The following is a 23016-nucleotide window of genomic DNA, read 5'->3' as shown; positions in this document are numbered from 1 at the left end:
CGTCAGTTCTCCAATCTGTCGGAGCGGATGGAATATTCGAGGGCGGTGAAGCCGAATGGATTGGTCCAGACCTCATCGATGGAGCGGCGGGTCTCCGGGCGGAACTCGAAGAGAAGCGTGGCGGTGAAGAGCCCGGTCTGGACGCCATTGATGGATGTCAGGCGCTTGCGCAGGCGGACCGTCGCGCGGTTGGTTCCGATCCGGTTGATGCTGAGGATTTCCACGTCGAGCCGAGCATTGGGGCCATAGACCGTCGGCGGGTAATTCTCGTTGGCGCTGTTCCAGATCTGGCGCAGCCCGCTCTCGGCAGCTCCGTCCGAGCGGCGCAGGACGCTGCGGATGCGCAGATCGTTGTCGAGCTGGTTATAGACCTCCCGGTCGGCCACATAGCGGAACACCTCCGCCTCGATGATCGCCTGGTTGGCGGTCACCGAGGAGGCGCCCACCGAGGCTTCGGGGAGTGCAAAGCCGGTGGCGGGATCATAGGGGACAACGACGGGGGGCGGGTCGACATCGAGGATCGAGACAGCCGCGGCACTCAGACAGCCGATGATACCGAAGACAAGGCCCATCAAGCCAAGGCGTTGCCAGAGCCGTTCGCGGCGCAGGGCACCGTAGACCAGTTCTTCCTCGATGATTTCTTGTTCAGTCGCCACCCGTCATGCCCCCGCTCGGCGTTTCGAAATGAGTTGAAGCGGTTCTTCGCTGCCTCTCGCTGCGCTCGAACGCGAAAACCGATATTTGTTTTTGGGGATCAATTTCGAAACGCCTTAGTCTGCCCGGAGGTCCGGCAAGGTGAAATCCATGAAGCGCTGTTCTTCGGCGATGGTGGCGGCATCGATCACGCCGCCGGTGCCATCGCCCACGGTCTGGATGGCTTCGAGTTGCCACATGGCGACCAGCGCAATGGCGAGCTCCGCGGTCACGCGCGTGTTGAGATCGATGCTTTCCTTTAGTTCGTCCATGTCGTCGATGAGTCCGACAAGGCGGTCGACCCGCTCGAGCGATTGGCCGGCATCCTCATAGCTGTTCTGGGCCGCCGCCGATACAAGGGCACCGGTGGTGGCCTGCGTCGCCACGCGGTTGGCCCCGGGATTGCCGCTCGTGGCCATTTTCGAGAGGGTGTCATCGTCAAATCCGAGATCGGCCAGCACCCGGTCCATCTGGGTTTCGATCTCGCCTGCGCCAGAACCGGACAGGCCGGAGAAATCCCCAGTCTTGATCGCCTCAATCGTGGCGAGGATGTCCCCGAACTCTTGGTCGAGCAGACCGTTCAACTCGTCTTCCATTTCCGTCCGGATGATTTCTGGAAGCTCGGCGAGGCGGGTGAGGGCCTCGTAGGTTCTTTGCAGCTCCGCGAGTTGGTCCGTGAGAAGGCCGAGCTGTTCGCGGAGCTGCGTCAGCTGCTCGTTTTGCAGAATCTCGTCCTCGATCATCTGCCGGAGCTGCTGGATGTTTTGCGCGATGTTCTGGGTATCGACGACGGGCACGCCCTGCGCTGCGGCAGGGGAGAGGGCTCCCAGATGCAGGCCAATTCCAAGCGTTGTGGCCAAGGCCGCTCTCAGAAACTTCCGTCTCATCATTCAATCTCCCTGATCGTAAAATCCATGAACGCGCCTTCGGCCATGCGGGCGCTGGCCTGGGCCAGCTCTTCGGCGGAGAGCACGCGGGTGCGGGCTGCCTGAAGCCGGATGCGGGCGGCCACGAGACGCACCAGTTCGGCGCGGGCATAGGTGTTGAGTGCGACGCTCTCCTGCACGTCCTCGGTTTCGGAAATCCGTTCGACGATATCCGCAATACGCAGGGCGGCTTGCCCGATCGAGGCGGGCGAGTTGTTGCCATAGAAGGCCGCCCCATGACCCGTGATTGAGAGGCTGGCATTGGCCAGAAGCGCCGGATCGATCGTGCCAAGCGCTTCGATCCCGCCGATGCGGCCCAGGTAGAGATTGTAGCGTTCGGGGATGACCTGAACGTAGTGCTGGGTCTCGGCAAAGGGCGGCACGCCCCCATATTCGAACACGCGACCGGGTCCGGCGTTGTAGGCCGCGAGGGCGTTGATGATATTGCCGTCAAAGGTGTTGAGCTGTGTCGCCAGATACCGCGCGCCGCCATGCACCTGCAGGTAGGGGCTGTCATAGTATTCCGGGTTGATGCCGAGATCGCTGGCGGTGCCCGGCATGATCTGGGTGAGACCATAGGCGCCGACGGGAGACCGTGCCCCAATCGTAAACCGGCTTTCCTGCCAGATGAGCGCTTGCAGCAACGCGCGCCACTGGACGGGTGAGAGCCCTGCGCGGCCAACTCCCGCAAAGCCGCTGGTCTCCTGAGCCACGCGGATGATGAGCTGCTCGATGGTCTCAGACGTATCCCCGAACATCTGCGCACCGCCGGGATTGGGATCGATCTCGCCCGTGCCATAGACCGCCTCGACTGACCGGGCCGGATCCCCGCTGCCGCTTTCCAGCCCCGAGACCATAGCTGGCAAGCCCTGACCGCCGAAGCTGGTCTGGGCATCGAGGATGCGTTGCAGGGTTTCCAGCTGCTCCCGTTCGATCTCGGCAATGAGTTCGCGCACGGCAAGCTTGTCCGACTGAACGGCCAAGTCAGCCTCGCGATCGCCGGTCTCGACGATGTCACGCGCGGTCAGCCCACTGTCATTGGTCGGCACGCCTTGAGACAAGGCGAGACCGGGCAGCAGGCAAAACGCGAGGATATGAGGCAGGCTAAACTTCAACGTCGCCCTCCGGCGCGCCGAGCGGTGCGAAGTGGCAATCCTGGCCGGTCGCTGCCGTCGAGACGAGAAAGGAAAAGCAATTGGCCTGCGGCTCCCGATACTGGGTGCAGGAGGCCAGCGCGCCGAGCGCAGCCAAAGCGATAAAAATACGGATCATGAAAGCCTCCAAAAATCTGGGCGGTCGCGGTAATCGGCGCCGACAAGCGCTTCTCCCTTTTCCATGCCGCCAAGGATCGTGAGATTGGGCCCGAGAGCACTGAGATCGGCATCGACCACGATGGAGCCCTGATCGTCGCGGATCAGCGCCAAACGGCTGTTGCTGCCCGTGTTGAGAAGGACGTCGAGCTCCTTTTCCGTGAGGTTCAGCATGGCGTAGTCCGCAGGCTGCGCGCGGATATTGGGGAGCAGGATCTGCGTCGACACCGCCTCGACGATGGTCTTGCCGGTCCGGGTGCGCTCGAGCTGGCTCGCGTATTGCGTCATCATCACCGCGACGGTGTTCTGCTTGCGTGCGGTCACCAGCCAGTTGGACAGACGCTCGGCGAAATACGCATTATCGAGGGCCTTCCAGGCCTCGTCGATCACGATGATGGTGGGGCGGCGGTCCTCGATCTCGCGCTCGACCCGGCGGAAAAGATAGGAGAGGACCGCCATCCGTTCCTTGTCGGCCTCGCTGTCGAGAATGCCGGTCAGATCGAAGCCCACCACATCGCCTTTGAGCGAGAACGTGTCCTCGAGGCTCTGCCCGAAGATCCAGCCGTAGCGGCCGTCTTCGGTCCACTCGAGCAGGCGCTGGTGCAGATCGCCGCCGTCATCCGTAGACACAAAAAGCGATGCGAAATCCCGCCAGTTCCGCAGGGCCGGGTTGGTGGCCTGGGCATTCTGGCGCACGACTTCCTGGATGCGGTTGGTCTGCGCGGGCGTCAGGGGCTTGTCGGCGCGGTGGAGCAGGGTGGCGAGCCAATCCGATAGCCAGGCCGTGCCGCGGTTGTCGGTCTCCGTCCAAAGTGGATTGAGGCCCGTGGGCTGGCCGGCGTTCAGGGAGGCGTAGCGCCCGCCATTGGCTCGGACCGCCATCTCCATACCAAGACGGTAATCAAAGACGAAGATCCGTGCGCCTGCGCGACGGGCCTGGGTCATCAGGAAGGCCGACAGCACCGATTTGCCCGACCCGGGCCGCCCCATGATCAGGGTATGGCCGCTTGTCGGTTCTTTGTCCGGGCTGCCCTGCTCGTGATAGGAAAACCGATAGGCGCTCTGCTCCGGCGTGGGCAAATATGTGACGACCCGGCCCCATGGGGTAAGTGCTGCAGGTTTGCCGAGCTGCGTTCGGTGGAAGGCCGCGAAATCCGCGAAGTTGCGATTGGTGACGGCGCTCGCGCGGACGCGCTTTGGCTGGTTGCCGGGATGCTGGCTGAGGTAATGCGCCTTTGCGGCGACCCGCTCGCCGATCATCTTCACGCCTTCGGTTGCGGCGGCGTTCACGATCTCCGCGCTGAGGGTCTGCAGCTCTTCGAGCGTGTCGCAAAAGAGCGTCACGACCATGTGATGCTCGCCGAAGCTTTGGCGCTTGGCCTCGAGATCATCGGCGGCGATGTCGAGGGCTTCCAGGAGCGAGAGGGCCGCGTCCTGGCTGGCCTGCATCTGCCGCTTTTGCCGCTTGATGCGGCCTGCCATTAGGTTCGAATTGATCGGCGTGAAGGAATGCGTGACGATCATGTCGACCGGCAGGTTCAGCATGTCGAACATGGTGCAGGAGGTGCCTTCCGAGTATTCCCCGATGGTGAAACTCTTGCCGTAGCGATGGCCCACCACACCTTCCGAGAGCTCGAAATGGTCTCCGTGGAACGTCACGCGGGTATTGGCGACGTTGAAGGACAAAAAGCCGTATGTGTTGGCCGGGTAGAGCGGCAGCTCTTGCCCCGTGTTCAGTGCGCCCAAAAATCCCACCAACTCTCCCGATCCTGCTGACAGCAGGCGCGGCTTGAGCTCGGTAAGCCCCGAGAGGAAGACGTTCACGGCCTCACCGAGGCGCTGCAGGCGTTTGCGGGTCTCCTCCTTCAGTCGGTCCGGCGCGCTGCGGCTCAGGAACGGCAGGAGGCTTTTCGGAGGCGGGCGGTGAATGACGGTGAGCGTCAGTGTTTTGTCGCGGAGCCCGCTGGTCTCGAGTTTCGCGCGCCAGCGCCGGTCCACCTCGCCCGCGAAGCTGTCCTCACGGATGGGGTCGAGATCAGGTTTGATGGCCTTGGAGACCTTGTGGACGTAATAGCTGAATTCCGGGCCGAGCTGCGCGACGATGCGGGCAAAAAGCGCCGTCACCTTGTCGAGATAGGCATCGTCCGTCGTGTAGCTGTTGATCCCCTCGAGCCGGATGCAGCGGAAGAGTTCGTTCACCCGGGTCCGCACGGTCTGGTCGTCGACGAGGCTCACATAGGGCAGCATATGCGCGAGGCGGGTCTCGCGCGCATACCAGTCTGGCGTCATTGTGCGGGCATCGAGCGCAGCATCGCGGGCGTCATCACGGGGCATAGCTGTCCCCGCCATGGATTGACCTGTTGCGCGTGGGCGGTGTCTCCTGCAGCGCCGTCATCATCACGTCGATGAAACGCGGGTCCCAATCTGCGGCCTTCCAAAGCACCGGATAGAGTAGGGCGGCGAAACCCAGCACCGCGATATGCTGGACCCAGACGAACATGAGCACCGAACCGAAGAGCCAGACCATCGCGTACATGATGGGCAGGCCCAGAAGCTTCGGCGGGCGCACGAGGCCGAGAAAGAGAGGCGCGCGCTCAGCCACCGGCAAAGACCGCGGCAACGATGGTGGGGGCGGCGGCAACACCGGCGATGCCCACGAGGACCCAGAGCGCCTGGCGCAGATCGATGATGTTGAAGAACCAGCTGAGAAAGACCCCCAGAACGGCAAGCGTCGCGATGACAACGCCAAGTGGGCCGGTCAGCGCATCGACGATGCCCTGTAACAGGCTCTGGATCGGGGAGAGATCAATGCTCTGGGCGAGGGCGGGTTCGGCAATCAGCAGGAATAGCGCCAGCGAGGCGACAAAGAGGTTTGAAATCTGTTTCATGAATTTGATCCTTCCAATCGGGCCACGACGGCCATGACACGGGCCACGTGGTTCTGGGTTTCTCGGTAAGGGGGAATGCCGCCGTATTGGCGCACTGCATCTGGGCCGGCGTTGTAGGCTGCGAGGGCAAGGCGCGGATCGCCGAACGTCTCCAGCATCATCGCAAGGTAGCGGGCGGAGCCGTCGAGGTTCGGAAGCGGATCGCGCGGGTCGACACCAAGGTCGCGCGCGGTTGCTGGCATCAACTGCCCGAGGCCAATGGCGCCCGCGCTCGAGATCGCATCCTGCCGGTAGGCGCTCTCGACCTCGATATTGGCACGGTAGAGCGTCAGCCAATCACGAACCGAAAGATCCGTGCGCCGCAGCCCGGGATGACCGGCATAGCGCAGAGCGGTGGCCTCGATGGCCGCCAGAACATCGGCGCGGGGTAGGGGTGCTGGACGGGCAAGGGCTGCAAGACGCAACGCGTCGGGTTCAATAGCTCGTTCATCTTCACCGAGTATCGTCAGCTCATCAGCAGCGGACCCCTGACCGATGCCGTCATTGTAATTGCGGGCAAAGCTGTCTTGGGAGCGAGACGGGGTCAGAGAGCCGTCGCTCTCCATGACCAGCACCATCTGGGCAGTGGCGGGACCCGTCAGGAACCAGAAGAGAAAAAGACTACTTGCTGCCGCCCTTGTCGGTCGCAGCCAGCTTGTGCGTCGTCCTTTGGCCTTCTTCGAGCGGAACATCGGCATGGGAGAAGCCGATCCCGATGAGGAAGGAGACCACGCCCGTGATGGTTTTGAACTCGCGGATCTTGATGTCGTTATAGGTTGTCCGGGTGCGGGCCGTGACCAGCAGCTTTTCCACGCCCTCGTCAGAGACGACGCGCATGATCCAGACCCCGTAATAACTCGGGCCTTTCTTGTGTGCCGACTCCTGGCACAGGATTTCAGCGCTATAGCCACTTTCCACGAGTTCGCGGAAACGTGCTTCCGTAACCACATTTGGTGCTTCGATGTCCCAGTTCATGGCCCGGCTCACGCTTTCTTCAAACGCGCAACGACGGGCATTCCCACTTGAAGCCCAGAGTTACGATAGTATATTATTAACCGCAAGATATAATGCGGCAGATACGGCTGTATCTCGGTTACTCAAACTCTAGGCACGGCCATTGGCGTCTATCAAGGAAAATAGGGGTTTCAGAAACCTGCGGTTGAGCCGATGGGTGAAGATGCAGGCTGTGGCCTTGCTGATGCTCGTTCCGGTCGCAAGCCAGGCCGAGTCTTGTCTCGCTCCGGTCCGGCCTTTCGTTCCAAGCGATTCGCAGGCCGCCCGGGATTATGCCGACATCATCCGTCGGGACTTTGAGGTCTACATCACCGACACCCAGGACTACTTCCGCTGCCTCGAGCAGGAGCGTGGGCGTGCTTTTGAGGAAGCCCGTGAGGTCAGTCAGGACTACGGGCGGTTTCTGGAACTGGTGGGGGATTGATGGGCCTCTGGGCACGCACCAGACTTGCACCCCTTGGAAACCAGAGGCCGATAACACCCTCAAATATCTACTTTTTAGATAACAGATTTCATCCGCTAGCGACGTCACAAAAGGTATGTGACGCGTGGCAAAAACAATCAGAACAAATGGCCAATTGGCGCTCGTCCGTGCGTTGGTTGATGCACGACAGAATGCGGGTCTCAGCCAGCAGCAGTTGGCGGCGAAGCTTAGACGCCCCCAGTCATTTGTGGCACGCCTCGAAAGCGGCGAGCGACGTATCGACGTCGTGGAGTTTACAGTTCTGGCGAGGGTCATTGGCTTTGACAAAAACGAAGTCCTGTCGATTGTCGAAGCCGCCACGGAGCCCGACCACAAGATTTGACAACATAGAATTTTTGGGATGCTCGACTTCGCGCGTCCTCAAGTGAAGTGAGTTCTTTCAGGAAGAGCAGTTAGCCAACATCCCCCAAGCGCGGCATGCGGTGCAAGCAAGCACCAAGGCACGTCACGCCGCAAAAGAAGAGCCAAAGTGCAGGAAGTCAGTAAACAGTGAACGATGATAAAGGTGAGGGCGTCGCGATCGCCAATCTGATCGGGACCGATGGGTGCAGCATTGTTGGTTGGGTGTATCGATGGACGACAGGCGCGCATGCGGTGATGTGGGACGTCCACGGGCCTCAGCCGGTGTCGGAAATCCGGCCAGATCTCACTGCGGAACAGAAGCGGGAAATCGACTTCGATGGTTTGAAGCGGATCGGAAGCGGCAAAAGCGGATAGGCTCTTCAGCTAGCCGCTAGTTCATATTTGATGGTTGGGGTCGGCCGGCATACCGGACATTGGGGTCGCACCCGGCGAAATCTGACTCTGAGCCCATCCTGTGATTTCGAATTTCATGATGCGCGCGCTTGCGGCACAAGGCTTTCTGCGACTGCGTGATTTCACATGCTGCTAAGCATCGCGAAAACCGATCATTGACACGGAACGCAGCAGATTTGAGCAAATTAACTATCGGGTTAACGTAAGCCTGTGATCCCTTCTGGACGCATGTCAGCCCTGTGACGGCCCTCTCAGTCAAGCTTTTCTAAATTACAATTTTCGCGTCACTTTCGAACGAAACTTGTCCCGCGCAAATACAAAGTATTTCAGCGTCTTCATCGGATCCTGATACATATGCGTGACCCATGGTGCTATCGAGGTAAGCATAATCGCCCACGTTCAATACAACTGTTGCATAGAATTCGCTGTGCAACTCGACCTTGCCTTGCAGCACAAAAATAAATTCCTCGCCGTCATGGCGAACGAGTTCACCGAACTCGGCGATCGACCCCGCTTTTAACTTCACCAGCACGGGAAGCAGGCGTTTTGTCTTCAGACTAGAACACAAGTAGCGGTGTTCGTAATTCTCGGTGTCCAGCAAATCATAATCATCCGGTCGACCGACAACCTGCCAACCGCTCGGTCGTGGATCTTCATTGGTATCTATTATAGTCTCGCCAAACATCTCTCTGACCGGAATAGCCAATCCTTCTGCCAACTTCAAAATAACGTCATAAGTTGGCGATACACCTCCGTTTTCTATCTTTGATATTGTCGAGGCGGAAACCGACGACCGCAAAGCCAATTCAGTCAGAGTCAAACTGCGAGCTTTGCGCCTGGCTTTGAGACGCTGCCCAAAGGTCTGCTCGTCAGGCTGTGCTTTCGTAGCGGAAACGTTCATTGTTTCTCCTTCAAGCATGAGTGTCGGGCCGTGGTATTCGAGATACAGCGCCAATATCAGGGGAACAAGCAGTTGCGACATCGCATTTGCCCTTGCGCCTGCCCGCACTAGTTACTCCGCCGATAAGCCTGCGGCCGATTATCCCCACGGCTTGAAGATGGTGACCTCGATTTCGACTTTCGCATCCGGCAACATCAAAGCCGAGCAGACCGTCGATCGCGCAGGAGGCGACTCCGCGAAATACTCTGCGTAAACCGCGTTGAAACGGGCAAAGTCATGGGTATCGGTCAGCCAGACCGTCGCACGGACCACCTCCGTCAACTTCGCGCCCATGTCCTGGAGCAACTTTTCGATCGATATCAGGCACTGACGCGTTTGCGGGGCGATTCCGCCCTCAACAATCTTGCCATCGGACCCGAATCCAAGCTGGCCGGACAGAAATATGAAATCACCTGCTCGAACCGCCTTTGACAACGGCACTGGTGTTCCATCGGCAAGGGTGACGGCGCCGCCTAGTCTCTCGATTGTCATGTTTGGCTCCTATGGTTGGTGTCTGATTTGGTGTCAAAATCGGTTCGGGTAGTAATCAGATATCTGAAGGCCGGGTTGTCGTCCTGCGATCAGGTCGCTGACAGCACGAGACGTGCCACTGGCCGTGGTCCAGCCGAGATACCCGTGCCCGATGTTCAGATACAGGTTTCGCGGTCCTTGTCGCCCGATGATCGGCAGGCAGTCCGGTGTCATCGGACGATGTCCACACCAGGTTGTCAGGGGCTCTGCGTCTTCGACAAGATCGCGCACGCCCGGGTATGTTGCGAATGCCGCGCGGCGCAGGTTCTCGATGCGGGCCGGATTGATTTCTGGTGAATACCCACTGAATTCGGCTGAGCCAACAAAGCGTATACGATCACCAAGCGGTGTAAGACCGATATGTTGCGCATCGTCTACCACCGGGATTTTCGGGGCGCCGTTCCACCCTTTGACATCATAGGTCACCGAATACCCTTTGACCGGTTTGATTGGCAGCCGTAGACCCAGCTTTCGACCAAGCGCCGCACTCCAGAAGCCTGCGGCAAGCACAACTGCGTCAGCCGGATGGCGCGTCTTGTCGGTGACCACACCGGTGATCTCGTCGCCTGAAAGCTCGATGTCGGTTACCGTCTCGCCATAGCGCAGACTGGCCCCGCCTGCGGCCAGGTGACCGGCCAATGACCCGCAAAACTGATGGGCATCGCCGTGCTGGTCACCTTTGTAGTAGAACCCGCCCACCAAGTTGTCTTCGATCTCGGCGAGGGCAGGTTCCAAACGGACCAGCTCGGATGCCGAGCACCTGGTCACATCAACCCCGGCGGTCTCGACGATGCCATTGGCGATCTCCGCATTCCTGAAACTCGTGGAATTGCGGTACATCATGATCGTGCCAAGACTGTCTCCGTCCATGGCGGGATCGAGGGACGCGCGCAGGGCGTTGTATTGATCCAATGAATAGTGGCTCAGGCGTGCATTGCGCTCGATCGTCTGACGAAATCGTGCGGGCGTGGAGTTTCGGACGAAACTCAGCCCCCACCGAACGTATTGCGGAATTGCCGAGGTCTTGACATAGATTGCCGATGAAGGGTTGCCGATCGCGGACAAAAGCACCCTGAAGATGCCGGGCGAATTCCACGGCGCTGAATGGCTGGGCGTGATCAACCCGCCATTGGCAAAACTGGTTTCCAGCGCGGGCCCTTCACGGCGCTCGACCACCGTAACATCCATGCCTTCCTGCTGCAGGAAAACCGCGGTTTGAAGGCCTGCAAGCCCGGCCCCGATGACAACGACTTTTTTGGTCACAGATGGAACCCCTTAGTCCAAAAGCGATGGCAGCCAGAGCGACAGCGAAGGAACAAAAGCCAGCAACAGGATTGCGGCGATAACGGCGATGAAGAACGGAATGGCCGCAACGATGACACGCTCCGTCGGCACTTCGGCGATCTTTGCAGCGGTGAGCAACGTCATTCCCACGGGTGGCGTGATGTTTGACACGTTCAGGGTGACGATCATGATGATCGCGAAATGCAGGCTGTCAAAGCCCAGCCCAACCATGGTGGGATGCAGGATCGGACCGACCACCACCAAAGCCGGAAGCACGTCCATGACGGTGCCCAGCAGGATCAAAAACGCGATGACGAGGAGCAGTTGCACGGTTTGGCTATCTGACACGGCTGAAATGATATCGGCTGCATCCCGCGCAAGGCCTGAGCGGACGACGAACCATGACAGGACCGCGGAAGCCGCCAGCAGAAAGAACACGACGCCGGAAAACCGGATCGTGACGACCAGAGCGTCCCAAACCTTTGCCCAGCTCAGGCGGCGGTACAGCAAGGCGCCGACCAGCAGCGTATAGACCGCGGCAAAGGCCGATGCCTCGGTGACGGTGGTCAGGCCGGACAGAATGCCCCCGAGGATAACGATCGGGACCATCAGCGCAGGCAGCGAAACGACAAAGGCCATGAATGCAGCAAACAGCGCGGTAGGCTCGTGCTGCGGGAAGCCCTTGCGCCATGCCAGGAATATGCTGACCGCAAGCATGGAACCCGCCATCAGGATGCCCGGGATGATGCCGGCAGCGAACAGGTCAATCACCGAAACGTCGCGCAGGATGGTCGCATAAACGACCATGATGATGCTGGGCGGTATGATCGGCCCGATGATGGAAGAACAGGCCGTGACGGCCGCGCTGTATTCGGGGGAATAGCCTTCTTCCTTCATTGCGGGAATGAGAATGCGGCCAATGGATACCGTATCGGTCACAGCGGCCCCCGTCAGCCCGGCAAAGAACACGCTGACAGTGACGTTCACGTGGCTCAGGGCCCCCCTGATGCGCCCGAACAGCGCATTGTTGAAGGCGATCAGCCGCTCGGTCAAACTTGCGTGGCTCATCAGTTCGGAGGTGAAGATGAAATAGGGAACCGCGATGAGAACAAAAGAGGAAACGCCTGAAAACATCCTGTCGGGCACAATGATCAGGTAGTTCAAACCGCCAAGCGACAAAGCGCCGGCGCCACCTGCGAAGACCATCACAAGACCGACCGGTGCGCCTATCAACAGCATCAGGACGAAGACGGATATAACGAGGGGCATCAGCGGATCTCCGAATTCTTATTGGTTTCTTGATCTGTGACCAAGGCGTCGGTTGCATATACGGGCGTTTCTTCGATCAAGGCGCGTCCGGCTGTGAGATGGATCAGGATCACCGCACCCGAAACCGGGAGGCTTGCCGTCACCCAGCGTTGCGAGAACTGAAGCTGGTCACTGATCATGACCAATTGGTCGGATTCGATTGTGAACTGAATTCCGGCAACCAGCAAAACAAGGCCGAGAACACCAAGCGCGGCAATCGTTATCGCCTGAAGAACTTTGAACGGAAATGCGGGCATTGCGTTGATAACCATTTTCATCGCGACATGCTCGCCCTCACGAAGGGCGACGGTTATCGAAAGCAGCGCGATCCAGGGAACAAACTGTCTGGCCAGAGAATAGGTCCAGCTAAGCGCTTCGCCGACAATCGCCTGATAGAGTGCTCCGGAAAACGAAATGCATAGCATCAAGACCAGAAGAGCGGCGCAGACGAACGTGACGATCACGTTGAGGCGCGCGCTGAAACGAGCAAGCCAGGCCATGTGAATCTCCGATGTAAATAAACGCAGCCCGGGACATGCCCGGGCTGCGCGACAGCAGGATCAATCAGCGTAAAGGCTGACGCTGGTTGCTTTCTCGGCAGCAGAGATGCGTGCCACTTCGGCCCACAATTCTTCGACCAGTGCCTCGTCCACACCAAAGTCGTTGGTGACCCATTCACGCCAAGCAGGGCGCGCAATTTCGGCCATTTTGGTGCGCTCTGAAGCGGGCAGCACATAACATTCATCGAATACCTTGCAGCTTTCCGTCCAGCCGTTGATGGCCTGCAATGCCGCGATACCGTGGCCGATTTTCACCGCTTCGCGTGCCGCGACGGAAATCGCTTCCTGGTATTCCTCGGGCAAGGACTGGAACCACTTTTCGCTGACCACGAAGGTCGTCGAGTTGTAAACGTGGCCGCTGAGCGTGGTGTAGTCGGTCACCTCATAGAGCTTGTAGGCGGTCGAGATGCCCGGCGCGTTGAACTGACCATCCGCCAGCCCGGTGGACAGGGCGGTGTGGACCTCGCCCCAGGGCAGGGGGGTGGCCGAGGCACCGAGCGCCTTCATGATCGCCACATGCGCCGGGTTTTCCTCGACTCGGATCTTCAGGCCTTCGAGGTCTTCGACGGTTTTCACCAGTCGCTTGTTGGTCGTCAAGGCAACAAACCCGCCGCCATCGTCGAACGTCCCCAGATACCGCAGCCCGCTTTCCTCGATCGCGCCCTTCATGAAGTCTGCGTGCCATTCGCCGTCGAAATAGGCACGTGCGGTCAGGTAGTCATTGAACAGAAACGGTGAGGTGATGATCTGGTAGTCAGAAAAGAACGACGACATCGCCCCTGACGACATCACAGTCGCCTGCATGGTGCGGCCCGCTTGTGTCTGTTTGCCCGATTCAACTTCGTTGCCAAGCTGGCTGCCAGCAAAGATCTGTACGTCGATGGCCCCTCCGGTGGCGCTTTCCACCAGGGATTCGAAATGCAGCAGGCTGGGTTGCACTTCGTTGCTCATCGGATCCTCGGGGTAGAGGTGTCCGATGACCATTTCGTAGTCTGCTGCATGGGCAGTGCCTGCAAGAAGCAGCGCGGCGGCGCCAGCCTGGGCCGTCTTGCGGGCAATCCGCAACGCTGTCGAGCCAGCGGTATCAGTTGTTGGCATTTGGTATTCCTCCCGGTCTGTGTTGCGCGTCGTCCAATGCGACGGGCAGATCTGGTGCTGTCGCCCGCGAATCCGTTCGGACCGGCGACATGGGGGGCACGATAGAGAGGCGAATTTACTTAAGTCAATAAATTTTTCATATTCGAAAAATTGCGAACTTGGGTGAAAGTTCCATGACGATAGTCCGGACGCCGCTCGGTGACATTCGCTGGCCGGATGTTGGCGCGGCACATCAAATCGGCAGCGCTGTCGTCTTTTTGACGACGTCCAGGATGACCGAGCTTTCCATTTCCTGAACCCCGGGCAGCGAGACAAGCTTGTCCTGCACAAGCGCCTGATAGTGGTCGATGTCCCGCACGACAATGTGAAGGTGATAGTCGAAGCCGCCCAGGAGTAGGACGGCATATTGAATTTCCGGAATGCCGCGGATCGCGCGGCGGAAAGCTTCAAGCGCCGTCCGGTCATGTTTGTTCAGCTTGACCCGCGCTACCACCAGCGCGTTGAAGCCAAGCCGTCTGCGATCAAGGTCGACGGTCTTGCCCCTGATGATCCCCGCTTCCTGTAGCTGGATGATCCGCCGGGAGCATGGGGATTGGGAAATACCGACCTGCTCGGCGATCTCGGTGACGGTCTTGCTGCCATCAGCCTGCAGCGCGCGAAGGATGCGCATGTCCACATCATCAATTTTCAGCATGGTTATCCTCATAGTAAGAAGGTGCTTGGCTGTTTCATGCTCAATTTCGGTGGTTTTGTCCATCCTTTAGGAAAATCAGCCGAGCGACTCATGCGATATTGCGGCAGAATTGGAATGCGATCGGGAGAACATGGATGTCAGACGCCGTTATCTGCAGCGCAAAACGCACGCCGATGGGCGGGTTTCAGGGAGAACTCGGCGGGCTCAAAGCTACGGAGCTTGGCGCAGTCGCTATTCGCGGCGCGCTTGCAGACGCCGGGATCGAAGGTAATGACGTTGATGAAACCATCATGGGCATCGTCCTGCCAGCCGGCGTGGGCCAGGCCCCCGCCCGTCAGGCAAGCCTTGGCGCCGGACTGCCGCTGTCCACGCCGGCCACGGCGGTCAGCAAGGTCTGCGGCTCTGGCATGCAGGCGGTGATCCAGGGCTGCAACCAGATTTCCTCCGGGGTCAGCCGGTTTGTCGTGGCGGGCGGCATGGAGAGCATGTCAAATGCCCCCTACCTTTCTCCGAACACGCGGTCCGGCGCGCGTCTTGGGCATGCGAAGATGGTGGATCACATGTTTTTTGACGGGCTGGAGGACGCCTATGCCGTGGCCTCGCTCAACCGAGCTCTGGCCGCCAGCGATGACGGGGCCTTCGCAGGTGAAATCGCACCTGTGACGATCAAGACCCGTGGCGGCGAGAAGGTGGCCCGGACTGACGAACAGCCGCGCAATGCCCGTCTTGACAAGATCCCGCTGCTGAAACCGGCCTTTGCCAGCGATGGCACGGTGACCGCGGCGAATGCGTCTTCGATTTCGGATGGTGCCGCAGCCCTGGTTCTGGCGTCGCGCGACGCCGCCGCGGCGCAAAAATTGCCAATCCGTGCGCGGATCGTGGGGTTTGCCGGTCACGCGCAAGAGCCCGGATGGTTCACCACTGCGCCGGTCGCGGCCACGCACAAGCTGCTGGAACGGATCGGCTGGAGCGTTGCCGATGTCGATCTGTGGGAGGTCAACGAGGCTTTTGCCGTGGTCGCCATGGCATTCATGCACGACCTCGAAATCGATCATGAACGCATGAACGTGAACGGCGGCGCCTGCGCTTTGGGTCATCCCATCGGCGCGTCGGGCGCGCGCATCCTCGTCACGCTTCTGCATGCGCTGGAACAGCGCGACCTGAAACGCGGGGTGGCCGCGATTTGCATTGGTGGCGGCGAGGCCCTGGCGGTCGCCATTGAAAGAGAGTGATCAGATGGAAGGTATCCTCACGCAAGAACAGGTGATGATCCGCGACATGGCCCAGCAGTTTGCACAGGACAAGCTGGCGCCGGGAGCTGCCGACCGGGAAGCGGCAGGCCGGATCGAACCCGAAATAATCGACGAGATGGGACAATTGGGATTTCTGGGCATGACAGTGCCCGAGGAGATGGGCGGCGTCGGAGCCGACTATGTATCCTATGCGCTGGCGCTCATGGAGATTGCGTCCGGCGATGGAGCCGTCTCGACGATGATGTCAGTTCACAATGCACCGTTCTGTGCGATCCTGCAGCGGTTCGCCAGCAAGGAGCAACAGGACAACTGGCTGAAGCCCGCCGCACAGGGCGCATTCATCGGCTGCTTTGCCTTGACCGAACCGGGAACCGGCACCGATGCCGCCGCGATCAAGGCGCGGGCGGTGCGCACGAACGACGGCTACGTCCTGAACGGCGCGAAACAGTTCATCACCTCGGCCCGGATCGGCGGGGCAACGATCGCCTTTGCCGCGACCGATCCGGCGGCGGGGAAAAAGGGGATATCGGCCTTTTACCTGGAACAGGGCACCCCCGGATTCACCGTGGCCGAACCGGAAAGGAAGCTGGGCCAGAAAGCCTCTGATACCTGTGCCTTGACCTTTGATGACCTCAAGGTGAATGCAGACGCACTGATCGGTAACGAGGGGCAAGGGCTTCAGATCGCGCTGTCGTCGCTGGAAGCGGGGCGTATCGGCATTGCGTCGCAATCGGTCGGCATGGCGCAAGCGGCGCTGGACTATGCCACCGACTATGCGCTGGAGCGTCAGGCCTTTGGCAAGCCGATCTTCGAGCATCAGGCGGTTGCATTCCGGCTTGCCGACATGGACGCACAGATCGAGGCCGCACGGCAGCTGGTCCTGCATGCCGCACGGCTCAAGGATCTGGGCCAGCCCTGTCTGCGCGAAGCCTCCATCGCCAAGCTGACGGCCAGCCAGATGGCAGAGCGGGCCGTGTCAGACGCGATCCAGACGTTGGGTGGGTACGGCTACCTTTCGGAATTCCCGCTGGAGCGGATCTATCGCGACGTCCGCGTGTGCCAGATCTACGAGGGCACCTCGGATGTCCAGCGCATCAACATCTCCCGCGACCTGAAAAGGAGGTACCAGCCATGAGGATCGGTGCAGACACCCCCGCCGTAATCACCGGGGGCGCCTCCGGACTTGGAGTCGCCGTGGCAAAAGCACTGCGTTCGCAAGACGTCCCCGTGGGCATTCTGGACATGAACGCGGATGCTGGGCAGACGTTTGCGGCCGAGACCGGTGCAATATTCGCGCAATGCGATATTTCCGATGCCTCGGCGGTGAGTGCCGCGCTGGACGCGTTGCGCGCGCGTCAGGGACAGGAACGGATCTGCGTTAACTGCGCAGGTATCGCGCCCGCGGCTAAGACCGTATCCCGCGGCGCGGCGCATGACCCGGCCCTTTATGCGAAAACCGTCGGCGTCAATCTGATCGGAACCTTCAACGTCGCGACCCAATCCGCACTCGGCATGTCCGAAGCCGATCCTCTGAACGACGATGGCGAACGAGGTGTCATCATCAACACCGCATCGATTGCCGCCTATGAAGGCCAGATGGGACAACTGGCCTATGCCTCTTCCAAGGCGGGCGTTGTCGGCCTCACCCTGCCCATGGCCCGCGATCTAGCCAAGACCGGCATCCGCGTTGTCGCCATTGCGCCCGGTATCTTCGCGACACCGATGGTCACGGGATTTCCGCAGGAGGTTCAGGATGCGCTCGCCCGCACCTCGGAGTTTCCGCAGCGCCTCGGGCGGGTCGAGGAGTTCGCGGATCTGGCGCTGCATATCGCGCGCAATGTCATGCTGAATGGCGAGGTTATCCGTTTGGACGCAGCAACAAGGATGCAGGCAAAATGACCAAGAAGATAAAGCTCAACTTTCCCCATCCCCCCGCGCGTCCGGACCAAGCTCCTGATTTCTCGGTCATCGATATCCCTGAGGCGGGCATTGTGGATGTGCCGCCGCCGGACCTGAAGGCCGCCGACAGTCACGACTACGCCGAGGGCATGATCCGCGTTCTCGATGATCAGGGCGACGCGGTTGGCCCCTGGGCCGATTACATCGCCGATCTCGGCGACACGGCCTTGCTGCAAGGGCTGCGCGACATGCTCAAGATGCGGGCGGTGGACAAACGCCTGTTGAACGCGCAGCGGCAGGGCAAGACCTCGTTCTATCTGCAATGCACCGGCGAGGAAGCGATCGGCTGCGGGTTTCAGCGCCAGCTTGAGCAGAACGACATGAACTTCCCCACCTATCGACAGCAGCCGCTTCTGATCGCGGCGGACTATCCGCTGCAAGACCTGATGGGGCAGATCTACTCCAACGATTGCGACCCGCTGCAGGGTCGACAGCTGCCAATCATGCATTCGGCGCGAGACTATGGCTTCTTTTCTATCTCCGGCAACCTGGGCACGCAATTTGTGCAGGCCGTGGGCTGGGCCATGGGCTGTGCCTTGCGTGGCACCGGCAAGATCGCGGCAGGCTGGATCGGCGACGGCGCCACCGCATCCAATGATTTCAATTCGGCGCTCTTGTCGGCCTCGGTCTATCAACCGCCCGTCGTCCTGAACATCGTCAACAACCAGTGGGCCATTTCCACCTATACCGGTGTCGCGAGCGGCCAGAGCAAAACCTATGCCGAGCGGGTGCTGGGATATGGCATCCCCGCCCTGCGGGTGGACGGCAACGATTATCTTGCCGTCATCGCCGTTAGCCGTTGGGCGATCGAACGTGCGCGCAACGGGTATGGACCGATCGCCATCGAGTGGTTCACCTATCGCGCCGCTCCGCACTCCACCTCGGACGATCCCTCGGCCTATCGCCCCAAGGACGAGGCGCAGGCATGGCCGCTGGGCGACCCGGTCGAGCGCCTCAAGGCCCATATGATCCGGCGCGGCATCTGGACCGAAGAACGCCATACGCAGGCCGAGGCGGAACTGTTGGACGAAGTGATGGCGGTGCAAAAGGAGGTCGAGAAACACGGGACATTCGTGAACCCGCAGCCGATTTCGCCCGCTGAGATTTTCCGCGGCGTCTATGCCGGCATGCCCGAGCACCTGCGCCGACAGAGACAAGAGATGGGGTATTGATATGGCCCGTATGAGCATGATCGAGGCGCTGCGTAGCGCTATGGATGTGAAGCTGGGCAACGATGCATCGGTGCTCGTCTTCGGCGAGGATGTCGGCTTTTTCGGCGGGGTGTTCCGGTGCACTGCCGGGCTTCAGGAGAAATTCGGCGAAGAGCGGGTGTTCGACACGCCGATCAACGAAAGTGCCATTGTCGGCCTTGCCGTGGGCATGGCCGCGCAGGGGATGCGGCCTTGCGTCGAGGTGCAGTTCGCCGATTACGTCTATCCCGCCTATGACCAGATCACGCAGGAGGCGGCGCGCCTGCGGCACCGCTCGAACGAACAATTCACCTGTCCGATCGTGGTGCGGATGCCCACCGGCGGCGGCATTTTCGGCGGCCAAACGCACAGCCAGAGCCCCGAGGCGCTGTTCACCCACGTCGCAGGGCTCAAGGTCGTGATTCCATCGACCCCATATGACGCCAAGGGCTTGCTGATCGCATCCATCGAAGACCCCGACCCGGTGATCTTCCTTGAGCCCAAGCGGATCTATAACGGGCCGTTCTATGGCGATCATTCCGGCAAGTCGGTGCCCTGGTCGCAACATGATGCAGGCGAGGTGCCCGAGGGGCATTACACCGTCCCGCTGGGCAAGGCCCAGGTGCGTCAGCCCGGCAACGATGTCACGATCCTGGCCTATGGCACGATGGTCTATGTTGCCGAGGCCGCGGCGAAACAGGCCGGTGTCGATGCAGAGATCATCGACCTGCGGACGTTATTGCCGCTGGATCTCGATACAATACGGACATCGATCGAAAAGACCGGGCGCTGTGTCGTCGTGCATGAGGCGACCCGCACCAGCGGCTTTGGCGCCGAACTGATCGCGGAAGTTCAGGAGACCTGTTTCTGGCATCTCAAGGCACCGATCCAGCGGGTCGCCGGATGGGATGCACCCTATCCGCACGCGCAGGAATGGGATTACTTCCCCGGCCCCGAACGAATTGCCGCCGCACTGAAATTGGCGATGGAGGATTGATCATGGGTATCAGCAACATCAAGGTCCCGGATGTCGGCGAAGGTGTCGCCGAGGTCGAACTGGTCGAATGGCATGTGAAGGTGGGTGACGTCGTCCGCGAGGATGACGTGCTTGCCGCGGTCATGACCGACAAGGCCACGGTGGAAATCCCGTCGCTTTTCGACGGCAAGGTCGTGGAGCTGGGCGCCGATATCGGCGAGACGCTGGTCGTCGGGGCCACGCTTCTGTCGATCGAGCACGAAGGCGAAGGCAGCGCGGCCGCATCGGATGCGGACGAAACGGCGGAATCGCCCGCCGCACCAAAGGACCTCAAGCCCGAGGTCGAGGTCCCCGCGCCTGCGCCAAAGGCACCGGAACCGAAACCGGCCCCCGCCGTGCCGCCTGTCGCGGGCAGTGCGCGGGCCCCGCGCCCCGAAGGCGTGGCACCGCTGGCCGCTCCGGCCGTGCGGGCACGGGCGCGGGCCGCAGGCATCGATCTGCGGCAGGTGGCGGGAAGCGGCCCGGCCGGGCGGATCACCAACAGCGATCTTGACGCAGTTTTCGCCGCCGGCCCCGGGGTGGCCGCAGCGCCCAGACCCGGGCGCGCGCGCCGCGACGGCGTGGAAGAAATCCGGGTCGTCGGCCTGCGCCGCAAGATCTCGGAAGCCATGTCGCTGGCCAATACGCGCATCCCCCATATCACCGTGGTCGAAGAGATCGACGTAACCGCGGTCGAAGACCTGCGCGCGACAATGAATGCGGATAAGGGTGACAAGCCGAAATTGACGATGCTGCCATTTGTCAGCGCTGCCCTGTGCCGTGCGATTGACCGGCACCCCGAGATGAACGCGCATTTCGACGACGATGCGGGCATTATCCGGCGGCATGGCCCGGTGCATATCGGAATTGCCACGATGACCGACAAGGGTCTGGTGGTACCGGTCATGCGTCATGCGGAGGCGCTTGGGCCGTTTGATCTGGCCGGCGAAGTCCTGCGCCTGGCCGAAGCCGCGCGCACTGGCAAGGCGACCCGCGACGAGCTGACCGGCTCGACCATCACGATTACCTCGCTGGGCCCGCTTGGTGCGATTGCGACGACGCCGATCATCAACCATCCCGAGGTGGCCATTGTGGGCATCAACAAGATGGCGGTTCGGCCCATGTGGGATGGCGCCCAGTTCGTGCCGCGCAAGATGATGAACATCTCGGCCAGTTTCGATCACCGGGTGATCGACGGCTGGGACGCCGCGGAATTCGTGCAGCGCATCAAGACCCTGCTGGAAAACCCGGCGCTGATCTTTATGGAGGATTGAGCCGTGAAAACTGAAACCTGCAAGCTTCTGATCATCGGCGCGGGCCCGGGCGGCTATGTCTGCGGCATTCGTGCCGGGCAATTGGGCATCGACACGATCGTTATCGAGGCGGAAAAGCCCGGCGGCACCTGCCTGAATGTCGGGTGCATCCCGTCGAAAGCCCTCATTCACGCTGCAGATGAATTCGCCAGAGTGCGCGGCTTTACCGGTGAAAATGCACTTGGTATTTCCGCGAAAGCGCCACAGATCAACCTGGCCAGGACGGTTGCCTGGAAAGACGGCATCGTCAAACGCCTGACCGGCGGTGTTGCCAGCCTGCTCAAGAAAGCCAGGACCCGCTATGTGAACGGGCAGGCGCGGATCATCGACGGCAAGACGGTGGAGGTCTCGACCAGCGAGGGCCCAACACGCATTTCCTGCGAACACTTGGTGATCGCGACGGGATCGAAACCGCTCGAACTGCCGTCGCTGCCCTTCGGCGGCAAGGTCATCTCGTCCACCGAGGCGCTGGACCTGCAGGAGGTGCCGAACAGGCTGACCATCGTGGGCGGTGGCTATATCGGGTTGGAAATCGGCACGGCCATAGCCAAGCTTGGGGCCGAGGTCACGGTTGTTGAATTCGCAGATCGTATCCTGCCGCAATATGACGCTGAGCTGACCAGGCCGGTTGCGGCCCGTCTGAAGGAGCTTGGGATCCAGCTGCATCTGTCGACAAGGGCCAAGGGGCTGTCCGAGGACGAAAGCGCGCTTCTGGCCGAGGGCCCCAACGGATACCTGGAAATCCCCTCGGACAAGGTGCTGGTCACGGTGGGTCGTGCGCCAGTGACCCAGGGGTTTGGACTGACCGAGCTGGGCCTGACGATGAATGGCTCCTTCCTGGCGATCGACGATCATTGCGCGACCTCGATGCGTGGTGTCTATGCCATAGGAGATGTAACAGGGGATCCCATGCTGGCGCATCGCGCCATGGCGCAGGGCGTGATCGTGGCCGAGCATATAGCCGGGCAATCTTCGGTTTGGGACAAACGCGCCGTTCCGGCGGTATGCTTTACCGACCCGGAGATCGTCACCGTGGGGGCGCTGCCAAATGACATCGAGGGATCGAAGACAAGCGTTTTTCCGTTCGCTGCAAATGGTCGGTCCATGACGATGGAGCGCAGCGACGGGTTCGTGCGGGTCGTGTTCGATCCTGAAAACGAACTGGTGCTTGGCCTTCATGCCGTCGGTTTTGGTGTCTCGGAAATGTCGGGCGAGTTCGCGTTGGCGCTCGAAATGGGGGCGACCCTGACAGATATCGCGGACACGATACACGCGCATCCTACACTGGGCGAAACCATTCAAGAAAGTGTACTAAAGGCGCAGTCTCGAGCTTTACACATATAATCAAGAAGACTGCATCTGATCAATCATGCCTGAAAAACGTGAAACCCACGACAATCCGTGGCGTTGTTTTAGGCGGACGGGAACGCAAACTCATCTTGTGACAGCTGAAATGGCAATGATCTCATATTCCCACTTCTCCTTTGTCCGATCTGATTGCAGTGAAAGGGATGCCTAATCCCGGCCGAATTCCGCGGGTTGGAATGACCGCAAACGCGAAACTCGCCGCGCTGCCGAAAGTCTCGCGCTGCGGGAGCGAGAGTTTTCTGCGTGAGCATTAGCCGCGTGAGCAAAAGGCAACTTTGTCCTGTGTGGATGGCGTCTGCTTTGCAAGGAGAAAATGCATTGACAGCGCGGCTGGTCAGTACAGTCCTGTGTCCGGCCTTTGATCGCGGCATTCGATTGAACCGCTGGCCTTGA

26 protein-coding genes are annotated in these 23016 nt (G+C 60.5%); 10 read left to right on the top strand and 16 right to left on the bottom strand.

Annotated features, from left to right (window positions below):
* Window positions 1-2 precede the first annotated feature (2 nt).
* The 9 genes from C6W91_RS15165 to C6W91_RS15125 all read right to left on the bottom strand — a co-directional run bounded on the left by C6W91_RS15165 (window position 3) and on the right by C6W91_RS15125 (window position 6831).
* Window positions 3-656, bottom strand: coding sequence for a virB8 family protein (locus tag C6W91_RS15165; RefSeq protein ID WP_370571023.1), 654 nt, complete (start codon window positions 654-656; stop codon window positions 3-5).
* 114 nt (window positions 657-770) lie between these two features.
* On the bottom strand, window positions 771-1580 hold the full coding sequence (locus C6W91_RS15160) for a type IV secretion system protein (protein ID WP_370571022.1): 810 nt from the start codon (window positions 1578-1580) through the stop codon (window positions 771-773).
* Window positions 1580-2734, bottom strand: coding sequence for a lytic transglycosylase domain-containing protein (locus tag C6W91_RS15155; RefSeq protein ID WP_370571021.1), 1155 nt, complete (start codon window positions 2732-2734; stop codon window positions 1580-1582). The genes C6W91_RS15160 and C6W91_RS15155 overlap by 1 nt, the downstream gene beginning before the upstream one ends.
* Window positions 2724-2891: a hypothetical protein gene (locus C6W91_RS15150; RefSeq protein WP_165481287.1), complete on the bottom strand. Its 168-nt coding sequence runs from the start codon at window positions 2889-2891 to the stop codon at window positions 2724-2726. Before C6W91_RS15150 ends, C6W91_RS15155 begins: the two co-directional genes overlap by 11 nt.
* The gene (locus C6W91_RS15145; RefSeq protein ID WP_370571020.1) at window positions 2888-5263 is read right to left on the bottom strand and encodes a type IV secretion system protein B4; all 2376 of its coding nucleotides are present in this window, start codon (window positions 5261-5263) and stop codon (window positions 2888-2890) included. The genes C6W91_RS15150 and C6W91_RS15145 overlap by 4 nt, the downstream gene beginning before the upstream one ends.
* Window positions 5253-5531, bottom strand: a complete 279-nt coding sequence (locus tag C6W91_RS15140; RefSeq protein WP_054540611.1) for a type IV secretion system protein VirB3 — start codon at window positions 5529-5531, stop codon at window positions 5253-5255. The genes C6W91_RS15145 and C6W91_RS15140 overlap by 11 nt, the downstream gene beginning before the upstream one ends.
* A complete protein-coding gene (locus C6W91_RS15135; RefSeq protein ID WP_009503803.1) occupies window positions 5524-5817 on the bottom strand; it encodes a TrbC/VirB2 family protein in 294 nt (97 codons plus the stop codon). The genes C6W91_RS15140 and C6W91_RS15135 overlap by 8 nt, the downstream gene beginning before the upstream one ends.
* A complete protein-coding gene (locus tag C6W91_RS15130; protein WP_370571019.1) occupies window positions 5814-6434 on the bottom strand; it encodes a lytic transglycosylase domain-containing protein in 621 nt (206 codons plus the stop codon). Before C6W91_RS15130 ends, C6W91_RS15135 begins: the two co-directional genes overlap by 4 nt.
* Before the next feature lie 43 nt (window positions 6435-6477).
* A complete protein-coding gene (locus C6W91_RS15125; protein WP_012187165.1) occupies window positions 6478-6831 on the bottom strand; it encodes a hypothetical protein in 354 nt (117 codons plus the stop codon).
* A gap of 202 nt (window positions 6832-7033) precedes the next feature.
* Between C6W91_RS15125 and C6W91_RS15120 the strand changes: the two genes are divergently transcribed.
* The 3 genes from C6W91_RS15120 to C6W91_RS15110 all read left to right on the top strand — a co-directional run bounded on the left by C6W91_RS15120 (window position 7034) and on the right by C6W91_RS15110 (window position 8071).
* Entirely contained in the window at window positions 7034-7294 is a 261-nt protein-coding gene (locus tag C6W91_RS15120; protein ID WP_370571032.1) for a hypothetical protein, read from the top strand.
* 124 nt (window positions 7295-7418) lie between these two features.
* Complete coding sequence (locus C6W91_RS15115) at window positions 7419-7676, top strand: multiprotein-bridging factor 1 family protein (RefSeq protein ID WP_370571018.1); 258 nt, start codon at window positions 7419-7421, stop codon at window positions 7674-7676.
* A 167-nt stretch (window positions 7677-7843) separates the two neighbouring features.
* A complete protein-coding gene (locus C6W91_RS15110) occupies window positions 7844-8071 on the top strand; it encodes a hypothetical protein (RefSeq protein ID WP_370571017.1) in 228 nt (75 codons plus the stop codon).
* Window positions 8072-8375: 304 nt separating this feature from the next.
* Here C6W91_RS15110 and C6W91_RS15105 read toward each other — a convergent pair whose 3' ends face one another.
* The 7 genes from C6W91_RS15105 to C6W91_RS15075 form a co-directional block, all read right to left on the bottom strand.
* Window positions 8376-9092 (bottom strand): helix-turn-helix domain-containing protein, encoded by a 717-nt coding sequence (locus C6W91_RS15105; protein WP_370571016.1) that lies wholly within the window; start codon window positions 9090-9092, stop codon window positions 8376-8378.
* 57 nt (window positions 9093-9149) lie between these two features.
* Complete coding sequence (locus tag C6W91_RS15100) at window positions 9150-9542, bottom strand: RidA family protein (RefSeq protein ID WP_370571015.1); 393 nt, start codon at window positions 9540-9542, stop codon at window positions 9150-9152.
* A gap of 33 nt (window positions 9543-9575) precedes the next feature.
* The gene (locus C6W91_RS15095) at window positions 9576-10844 is read right to left on the bottom strand and encodes an FAD-dependent oxidoreductase (RefSeq protein WP_370571014.1); all 1269 of its coding nucleotides are present in this window, start codon (window positions 10842-10844) and stop codon (window positions 9576-9578) included.
* 12 nt (window positions 10845-10856) lie between these two features.
* Window positions 10857-12104, bottom strand: a complete 1248-nt coding sequence (locus C6W91_RS15090; protein WP_370571031.1) for a TRAP transporter large permease — start codon at window positions 12102-12104, stop codon at window positions 10857-10859.
* 29 nt (window positions 12105-12133) lie between these two features.
* Complete coding sequence (locus C6W91_RS15085) at window positions 12134-12673, bottom strand: TRAP transporter small permease (RefSeq protein ID WP_370571013.1); 540 nt, start codon at window positions 12671-12673, stop codon at window positions 12134-12136.
* A gap of 60 nt (window positions 12674-12733) precedes the next feature.
* The gene (gene dctP / locus C6W91_RS15080; RefSeq protein WP_370571012.1) at window positions 12734-13831 is read right to left on the bottom strand and encodes a TRAP transporter substrate-binding protein DctP; all 1098 of its coding nucleotides are present in this window, start codon (window positions 13829-13831) and stop codon (window positions 12734-12736) included.
* A 232-nt stretch (window positions 13832-14063) separates the two neighbouring features.
* Window positions 14064-14588, bottom strand: coding sequence for an Lrp/AsnC family transcriptional regulator (locus tag C6W91_RS15075; RefSeq protein ID WP_370571010.1), 525 nt, complete (start codon window positions 14586-14588; stop codon window positions 14064-14066).
* Window positions 14589-14659: 71 nt separating this feature from the next.
* Between C6W91_RS15075 and C6W91_RS15070 the strand changes: the two genes are divergently transcribed.
* Genes C6W91_RS15070 through lpdA form a run of 7 tightly spaced genes read left to right on the top strand, consistent with a single transcriptional unit; the run spans window position 14660 to window position 22599 of the window.
* Complete coding sequence (locus C6W91_RS15070; protein WP_370571008.1) at window positions 14660-15757, top strand: acetyl-CoA C-acyltransferase; 1098 nt, start codon at window positions 14660-14662, stop codon at window positions 15755-15757.
* Between the two features lie 4 nt (window positions 15758-15761).
* Window positions 15762-16913, top strand: a complete 1152-nt coding sequence (locus C6W91_RS15065; protein ID WP_370571007.1) for an acyl-CoA dehydrogenase family protein — start codon at window positions 15762-15764, stop codon at window positions 16911-16913.
* The gene (locus tag C6W91_RS15060) at window positions 16910-17677 is read left to right on the top strand and encodes an SDR family NAD(P)-dependent oxidoreductase (protein ID WP_370571006.1); all 768 of its coding nucleotides are present in this window, start codon (window positions 16910-16912) and stop codon (window positions 17675-17677) included. Before C6W91_RS15065 ends, C6W91_RS15060 begins: the two co-directional genes overlap by 4 nt.
* Complete coding sequence (locus C6W91_RS15055) at window positions 17674-18909, top strand: thiamine pyrophosphate-dependent dehydrogenase E1 component subunit alpha (protein ID WP_370571005.1); 1236 nt, start codon at window positions 17674-17676, stop codon at window positions 18907-18909. The genes C6W91_RS15060 and C6W91_RS15055 overlap by 4 nt, the downstream gene beginning before the upstream one ends.
* Before the next feature lies 1 nt (window position 18910).
* Window positions 18911-19924, top strand: a complete 1014-nt coding sequence (locus tag C6W91_RS15050; RefSeq protein WP_370571004.1) for an alpha-ketoacid dehydrogenase subunit beta — start codon at window positions 18911-18913, stop codon at window positions 19922-19924.
* Between the two features lie 2 nt (window positions 19925-19926).
* Window positions 19927-21216, top strand: coding sequence for a dihydrolipoamide acetyltransferase family protein (locus tag C6W91_RS15045; protein WP_370571003.1), 1290 nt, complete (start codon window positions 19927-19929; stop codon window positions 21214-21216).
* 3 nt (window positions 21217-21219) lie between these two features.
* On the top strand, window positions 21220-22599 hold the full coding sequence (lpdA, locus tag C6W91_RS15040; protein WP_370571002.1) for a dihydrolipoyl dehydrogenase: 1380 nt from the start codon (window positions 21220-21222) through the stop codon (window positions 22597-22599).
* Window positions 22600-23016 lie beyond the last annotated feature (417 nt).

The organism is Phaeobacter sp. SYSU ZJ3003, assembly GCF_041300735.1.
GTDB classification, from domain to species: domain Bacteria; phylum Pseudomonadota; class Alphaproteobacteria; order Rhodobacterales; family Rhodobacteraceae; genus Phycobacter; species Phycobacter gallaeciensis_A.
Note: the sequence above shows the minus strand (reverse complement) of the source record. Positions and strands in the feature narration are given on the sequence as shown.

Excerpts from the sequence above, each read along its gene's own strand:
- C6W91_RS15090 (WP_370571031.1), bottom strand. The coding sequence starts at position 12,104 with ATGCTGTTGATAGGCGCACCGGTCGGTCTTGTGATGGTCTTCGCAGGT.
- C6W91_RS15085 (WP_370571013.1), bottom strand. The coding sequence starts at position 12,673 with ATGGCCTGGCTTGCTCGTTTCAGCGCGCGCCTCAACGTGATCGTCACG.
- C6W91_RS15075 (WP_370571010.1), bottom strand. The coding sequence starts at position 14,588 with ATGGACAAAACCACCGAAATTGAGCATGAAACAGCCAAGCACCTTCTT.
- dctP (WP_370571012.1), bottom strand. The coding sequence starts at position 13,831 with ATGCCAACAACTGATACCGCTGGCTCGACAGCGTTGCGGATTGCCCGC.
- C6W91_RS15060 (WP_370571006.1), top strand. The coding sequence starts at position 16,910 with ATGAGGATCGGTGCAGACACCCCCGCCGTAATCACCGGGGGCGCCTCC.
- C6W91_RS15050 (WP_370571004.1), top strand. The coding sequence starts at position 18,911 with ATGGCCCGTATGAGCATGATCGAGGCGCTGCGTAGCGCTATGGATGTG.
- C6W91_RS15130 (WP_370571019.1), bottom strand. The coding sequence starts at position 6,434 with ATGGTGCTGGTCATGGAGAGCGACGGCTCTCTGACCCCGTCTCGCTCC.
- C6W91_RS15145 (WP_370571020.1), bottom strand. The coding sequence starts at position 5,263 with ATGCCCCGTGATGACGCCCGCGATGCTGCGCTCGATGCCCGCACAATG.
- C6W91_RS15125 (WP_012187165.1), bottom strand. The coding sequence starts at position 6,831 with ATGAACTGGGACATCGAAGCACCAAATGTGGTTACGGAAGCACGTTTC.
- C6W91_RS15160 (WP_370571022.1), bottom strand. The coding sequence starts at position 1,580 with ATGAGACGGAAGTTTCTGAGAGCGGCCTTGGCCACAACGCTTGGAATT.
- C6W91_RS15070 (WP_370571008.1), top strand. The coding sequence starts at position 14,660 with ATGTCAGACGCCGTTATCTGCAGCGCAAAACGCACGCCGATGGGCGGG.
- C6W91_RS15120 (WP_370571032.1), top strand. The coding sequence starts at position 7,034 with ATGCAGGCTGTGGCCTTGCTGATGCTCGTTCCGGTCGCAAGCCAGGCC.
- C6W91_RS15065 (WP_370571007.1), top strand. The coding sequence starts at position 15,762 with ATGGAAGGTATCCTCACGCAAGAACAGGTGATGATCCGCGACATGGCC.
- C6W91_RS15150 (WP_165481287.1), bottom strand. The coding sequence starts at position 2,891 with ATGATCCGTATTTTTATCGCTTTGGCTGCGCTCGGCGCGCTGGCCTCC.
- C6W91_RS15100 (WP_370571015.1), bottom strand. The coding sequence starts at position 9,542 with ATGACAATCGAGAGACTAGGCGGCGCCGTCACCCTTGCCGATGGAACA.
- C6W91_RS15055 (WP_370571005.1), top strand. The coding sequence starts at position 17,674 with ATGACCAAGAAGATAAAGCTCAACTTTCCCCATCCCCCCGCGCGTCCG.
- C6W91_RS15045 (WP_370571003.1), top strand. The coding sequence starts at position 19,927 with ATGGGTATCAGCAACATCAAGGTCCCGGATGTCGGCGAAGGTGTCGCC.
- C6W91_RS15105 (WP_370571016.1), bottom strand. The coding sequence starts at position 9,092 with ATGTCGCAACTGCTTGTTCCCCTGATATTGGCGCTGTATCTCGAATAC.
- C6W91_RS15135 (WP_009503803.1), bottom strand. The coding sequence starts at position 5,817 with ATGAAACAGATTTCAAACCTCTTTGTCGCCTCGCTGGCGCTATTCCTG.